Origin of the sequence: Acinetobacter sp. WCHAc060006 (assembly GCF_004209135.1) — a bacterium.
Taxonomy (GTDB): domain Bacteria; phylum Pseudomonadota; class Gammaproteobacteria; order Pseudomonadales; family Moraxellaceae; genus Acinetobacter; species Acinetobacter cumulans.
This window is the reverse complement of sequence record NZ_SGSS01000012.1, coordinates 104,847-111,695: the sequence shown is the minus strand read 5'-3', so window position 1 is coordinate 111,695 and position 6,849 is coordinate 104,847. Positions and strand designations below refer to the sequence as shown.

Below are 6,849 nucleotides of genomic sequence, written 5' to 3'. Positions count from 1 at the left end.
GGCTCAATTAGGGGCGCTTTGCATTTCAAATCTTTGTGCAACAAAGCCACTTCAAAGTAGAAATGTCTGGTCTGGATTGTTGCCACTCTAATTTGAGTTTAAAAAAGCTAGCAAATCTGCTAGCTTTTTAAGATGATTATTCTATTTTTTAGAATTTAATAAACCAAAGAAGTTCTCTCCATCGTTCTCTAAGTCTTCAAAAAACTTATAAAACGATTGGGCAATAGCCTTATTTTTGACAATAATACCCACAGGCACTGTTGTTAAAATATTTGTGGATGAATCACTAACGTGAATAATCAAAACACAAAAAGAGTCTTTCATAACCAAAAGCTCAAAATTACCGTCAAAAACTACACTACTTTCCTTAAACGTTAGAAAGTGCTTGGCTCCTGCCTCAGCTGTGATTAGTTTTTTATAACTTGCGATTGATTGTTTATCATTTCTGTATGCCACTGGTAAGAAGCATTTAAAGTTTTTGGTAATTGTGGTTGTCGATAAACGATCAATAAAATCACTAAATCTATCTGACTTACCCCAAAATTCATCTGATGGAGCTAACCAATACAGCTGTTTATCATCATTATTCTGGTCTTGATATTGTTTGATTGTTTTGAAAAACAGGTCTGAATTTTCCTTAGAATATATTGGCCCGATAAAGTATTCATTGGATTTGTGTTCTAGCTTAAATAAGCGATCTAAATTAAGCTTATTCTCGCTAAAAATAGATTCAACTGAAAAAGTATCCTCCATATCTAATTCATGGAGTACCTTTAGAATATCCTCAATATTTTGTGGCTTCTTAGCTGATCTAAGAGCAGCGTAAAGAGAATCTTCGATTTTGTTAAGATTTTCCATGTGATTAAAATCACTAATCTCTGTAGGTGTATAATTCTCATCAAGCGTCAATGGTAATGTAAAACGACGAGAATGGTCTCGCAATTTTTCCACTTGGCTCATTTTATACAGTTGCAGCTTCTTTTCATCCACTGATGGATTCAACTTAACTAATCCTTGGCTGAAATAAAATCGAAAATTTTTCTGAAACTCCTTACTAACCAAAGACTCACCATTTGAAAGGTATTGGTTAGAAGCATCTAATTTAATTGAATTTGCCCCATTGTCAGATGCGTTGGGATTAACTGGCTCAGGATTCAAGCCAATCATCTCAAAACTCATCTTTTGAATATTGTCCTCAATCTTATTTACATAAGGAATTGCACAAACATCCGAGAATGCTTTCTCAAGTCGCTGAGTCAGAGCAAATCGATCATCTTCAAGATGTTTTATCTGCATTTGTTTTAATAATTTAGTTAATAGCACATCTGTTTCATGATTAGATAACCCTAAGAACCGCGCTATTTTTTCAGCAGAAAGTGGTGCAATTACCAATAGGCGCAATACCATAGAATCAATAAAATCTAAGGTATCTGTTGTGGTATAGCTAAATGCCACATTGAATAGTTGTGATGGCAATGTAACATCTACGTCATGATAGCTTCTTAGTGAATTTTCCATGAGTTATACCCCTGCCTTTCTATATTTTTTTGATCTATTTTTATTAATGTGCGGATTGTTTTGTACTATTTTGACAATGGCGCGTTTTGAAATATATCGATATTCTAAAGTCTGATTTTCACGGCACTTGATGTAATTTAATACGCGTCCTAAAGGTAAGTTACTGTTGACTCCTTGCCACATTTCTGACGCACCAAAGATTACAAGACGATCCATTGCGCGAGATAAAGCCACGTTCACACGATTTGGTGACTTCAAAAATGCAGGAAACTTAGTTGGATCATTTCGCGTAACTGAGAGAATGATGATCTTATTCTGTTTACCTTGATAACTATCCACCGTATCAATACGCACAATTGATCTCAATGCATCTGACACTTCACACAAAGAGAAGGCTTTTCTTAACCGGTTTTTTTGCTCAGCATAGGTACAAATTACACCAATAGCAGGCTCTTTAAGGGAATCAGGCTCTGGCACTAATTTATTTAACAAGAGTTTGTCTTGGTCAATCCGCTGAAGAAAATCGATAATTTCATTAATTTCATGTGGGTTATAAATACTACTACCTTTCTCCATTTTGAAATGCTCAGCATTCCCAGTATCCACCCAAGTAACTGTTGAATTCAATTCTATTACGATGTCGGATGCATAGTTATCAGGCACAATCCGCTTTAACTTAATTTCTTTCAGCTCTTCATCACTTAAACCACGAGAATCGACAACTTCAGTTTCAAGTTTTCCTTCATAAAAACAGTCTGAAACTAATTCGCCGATGCTCGGACTCATTCGGTACTGTGACAAGAGTTCTGAACTAGCCTTTAGTCCATAATGTGAATTAAAGATACGGCCAAAGTCGCTTTGTAATTTATCTTCCAAATCATCATCTGATATCTTAAGTTGCTTAGCTAAAGCCTTTATATGATCGCTCGAATATAGTGGAGGAAGTTGGTCTTGATCCCCAACTAATAAAATACGTGCACCTGACTGCATTGCAATTGCCAATTCTGAAGCGATTGAACGTGCTGCTTCATCAATAATCACCCAATCAAATACGTGATTGGCGATTCCAATACTTTGTTGGCCAACACCAACGCATGTGCCACAGACTAATTGCCTTGTTTTGACCAGAAAACTTTCATAATTAGCATTTTGGCTTTCAATTAATGGTTCATAATCTAGGGCAATATTGATCAAGGCTTTCGCTTTAAGTCCTTCCTCATTAGATACCCCGTAGTATTGATTAAGTGCTGCGAACGTAATCATGTCGATCTTATTTAACTGGTTTAATACTGTTATCTCTTTATCATTGATACAGTCTTCCAGTTGATCCCAAAAGTCTTGATTTCCGTCAAACATGCTCTTCAGCTTATGCATTGCTGATTTGAAAGCCTGGGTATACTCTTCTAATGAGAAACTAAACTTTTGATCAAGATCATCTTGGTCGATTGACTGATACGCAGATTTAAGACTATTTAAAATAGTGACTCTGATTTCATAAAGATCGCTCAAGTATTCAGCTTCAAGTGATAAATCTTTTGCAAGCTCAAGCACTCTTTCTTTAATATTAGACTTAAACAGCTCTATCTGGCTCGTAATAATTGAGCCTGTATAGACATCTTTTAATTCAGGAGACACAGCACTCTCTTTATTGCTTATTCGAGCAATACTTAATGGTGTGTCATACTCTGTGCATAGCTGACGTATACGCTCAACACTTGTATTTACAGCTTCGTGCGACTGACTAACAATTAAGATGTTAGATACATTTTGTTTATCATAGAGATAGTGAGCCAGTATAGAGATAAATTCAGTTTTGCCGGTTCCTGGTGGTCCCTTTAATAGTGATACAGGTCCATACTTAAGCACATTACGGAACGCTTTACGTTGTAATGGATTGAGGGCTTTAACCAATTCCCCATTTTTGTATTTGTTATAGTGATCTAGATCTTCATCAGGCACTTCAATCTCATAATCTTTTGCTTCAATCACTAATGATGGTTCAAAGTAATCTACGAGATTTTCAATGACAGCCTTATTACTCAGAATATTTGTCAGAGCATCTGCACGTTTCCGATTAGATGACTTATCTGCCTTGCTTTGTAGAAACAGTGTTGCTTCTTCAGGAACTTCATTTGTTTTTTTACAAAAATCGATCCACAATTCTCCGACTTTTGATTGCGCAATATTCACCGTACCTATGCAGAAAGTGTAATCACCTCCCGCCCCAGTTTCTTTAGTGCACATTACATCGACTTTATCGGTCTTTGAAAATTTAGCTGAAACATCTTCTGCAGAGTCATAGTATGCAATAGCACTCTTTGAATCTTTAAAATGTTTGCTCGAAACTATCTTTAACGGCTCAGACAGAGTGATTGTAGGATGTGCATGACGCTCAGTCGCCATGACTTTTTTCCACAACTCTTTCGTTTCAATATCAATTAAGTGGCTATGTGTAGGCAGATGACTCATTGGCTGTGCCATAAGCTCATCAGTAGCTATAACATCGCCTATCTCTTCTTGTAATGCTTTTTGTTCACGCAGAGCCCGTAATGTTTCCTCTTTCTCTTGAGTCCTTTTGAGCTGTGCTTGCTTAAACTGTTCAATAGCATCCTTAAAGTTTTGATCTTTTGCTAAGAAGTCATTTAACTCTACAATGTTGTCACGCTTACTCATCCCAGATATCGGGTGGACTTCAATGCTAACATCAATAGTCAGATCTGCATCCCTACTAGCCTTCCACCACAGGTCTTGTTTTTTGACAAAATCAAGGAAACTTAATTGATTTTCATGGGGCTTATAAAACCCTTTTAACATGCCATTGATTCCGCTAAGTGTAAATCGAAAATCCCCCTCACTTGCTGCCTCAAGTTGGATATAAACTTTGCCGTTTTCGGGATAAATCGTAAAGGGCGTCTCAACCTTACTTGTATAAATACTAATCTGAGGAGCTTCTTTTACAATAGCACCCTTACATTCAAATGCCTCTATAAAGCGAGAATTATCAATATAGCGTACACTTGGATCTTCCATTCCTTCTATGCTCAAGGCTGTATTTAGCCAGGATAAAGTAGGATCCATTGAAGCCACATCATCCACAGCCAAGTCTATATCGTATAGATCTGCGATTAATTTCAATGCAGTAAAGTTGTCACACTGAATGACTGTTGGATCTTCAATATCAGATGGGAAATAAGCATTAGAAGAATCAGGTTGTGGTACTTCAGGATGGAAGCAATCATTAAAACTAACTTTCAAGTTTGTTTTATCTACTAGAATCTTTTCATCATCCAAGTTTCCATGTTGAAAGCCATGCTCATGAAATTTTTTCAGAGAATGCAATAACTGAAGTGAAAGTTCATTTTTTTCATCCTCAGTTAAGCCCTCAATAACCGTTGACCAAGCTTCACCCTTTACCATTTCAGTTACTAGATACACACATGCTGTGCTAGTTGATAAACCAAAATCAATAATCTTAGGAAGGTATGGCAAATTGAGAGCCTGCGTCATTTTAAGTTCTTCAAAGAATCGCTTAAAACAACTCTTTTGATAAGTTGTCATTGCAGATGCAACTTTACCCATCCATGTTTTGACTAACATGTTGCCTGATGCATAGAGTGTAAAATTTTGGTTAGCATCAATAGGCGCGCCAAATATCGGGTAACTGATATAGGTATTTGTCTGATTTAAATATGGATTCAGTACATCTGCATCAAGTTCATAACTAACTTGTTCAGCAGGTTTTTGAGCTAAGAAATCTTGGAATACTGCACATGCATTATCATATTTCCCTGTCAAAGCTCGTGTTAAAATACGCTCTAACCAGTGGTTCTGATCTCGCTCCTCAAGACTAAATTTTTTCAATGAACGTGGGCTCAGTCGAGCATTCTTCCAAATATGAAGGATTAACTGCCCTAACCAATACACATCCTTTTGTGCAGCTGTCAGCGCAAGATTCGGAAGATGAGCTGTTGTATTCAAAAATGGGAGTTCGTTAGCCAGTTCAGGGTCAATTTTCGAGGGCTGTGTTTGATCATTTGCTGCCGAAAAATTGGATAGCAATATCTCCTTTTTATAAGAGATCCACACACTATGATCACCCACATCACCATGAGTAATTCCCATTTGATGTAGGTGATTAAATTTACCAAGCAAAATCTGGAATAAATCCAATTTCTCAGATTCAGACATTTTCTCAGCATAAGCGCCGATGAATTCGTTGACTCGATAGCTGTTCTCAGGCAACTCATACAACTCATTATATTTTGATGTCATGTCATCAAGACTTGGGTTTGTAATCGGGTGCAAACAACTTTGATAAAGATCAGGCTTTTCTGTTTTAATTTTTTGGAAAACCCGGCGCTCATTGCAGATCAAGTTGAATCGATGTTGAGGCTGACTCATTCTTGAGTTACTCAACTTGAATTCATTAAAATCCCAACAACGCATTAAAGATTTTTCACCAACGATGGTCAATGAATGCGCTTTATACTCGCTATAAATCTTTTTAGGATGCGGTAAGATCAAGTCACCTCGTTCATGATTATTAATAATCAAAGAGCGTGGTTGAATTTGGTCAGGCGCAAAAATTTCATCAATAATGGCGTGATATTCTTTTTTAATATCATATATGCGACCATCACGTTCCAGATGCTTGCGGAACATATTATTAAAATTCTTCTGTTGAGCTAATTGTATAAACTCATCTATCGAAAGAATGTGCTCTAAATCTTCTGGAGGCAGGCGCGAATAATCTGCTTTACCACACATGACAACAAAGTGAGAAACACTTTGGTAATGAAATGTAATGCCCTTAGCTTTCTTTTCTGAAACTTTATCCTTTAGTTTATTAACTATAATTTGCATTTTTTTTACATTTTTAGCTACAGGGCATGAATCTTGCTCTTTATTACCTACGTACCATTTTCCTGCAACTTTTGTAATTTCCTTACCGTTCCAGTCCTTGAATTCAATGACCAAAATGTTTGCATGAGTAATAATTAGGAGATCATATTCAAATTTCTCAGAACTACCTTTCGCTACTGCTTTTTTTCCATTTTTATGCATAAATTCAAAACCAGCATATGCTCGCCAGTTTTTAGTTTTTTCGCCACGATCAAAGACCTTTTTAATCTTATCAATTGCTTTGAGTTCGTGCTCGTATATACCTGTCTCTGGATATGTAACTTTCATATTAAAAGATTCTTTATTTAAAATGTCTTGCTTTTGCACATACAACAAATAAGCGTCAAAAATGATGCTAAATTTTTATTAACATAAAGTAATGCTATATGTACGGTGTCTTTTAGAAAAAATACTTAGCGTAAGAATTTA

2 protein-coding genes are annotated in these 6,849 nt (G+C 36.2%); both read right to left on the bottom strand.

Going from position 1 to position 6,849, the window contains the following annotated elements; translation table 11 throughout:
* Window positions 1-141: 141 nt before the first annotated feature.
* On the bottom strand, window positions 142-1,518 hold the full coding sequence (locus EXE29_RS09235) for a hypothetical protein (protein WP_005005738.1): 1,377 nt from the start codon (window positions 1,516-1,518) through the stop codon (window positions 142-144).
* Between the two features lie 3 nt (window positions 1,519-1,521).
* Window positions 1,522-6,747, bottom strand: coding sequence for an AAA domain-containing protein (locus EXE29_RS09230; protein WP_005005740.1), 5,226 nt, complete (start codon window positions 6,745-6,747; stop codon window positions 1,522-1,524).
* Between the last annotated feature and the right edge of the window lie 102 nt (window positions 6,748-6,849).

Coding starts and splice junctions, on each gene's coding strand:
- EXE29_RS09235 (WP_005005738.1), bottom strand. CDS start 1,518: ATGGAAAATTCACTAAGAAGCTATCATGACGTAGATGTTACATTGCCA.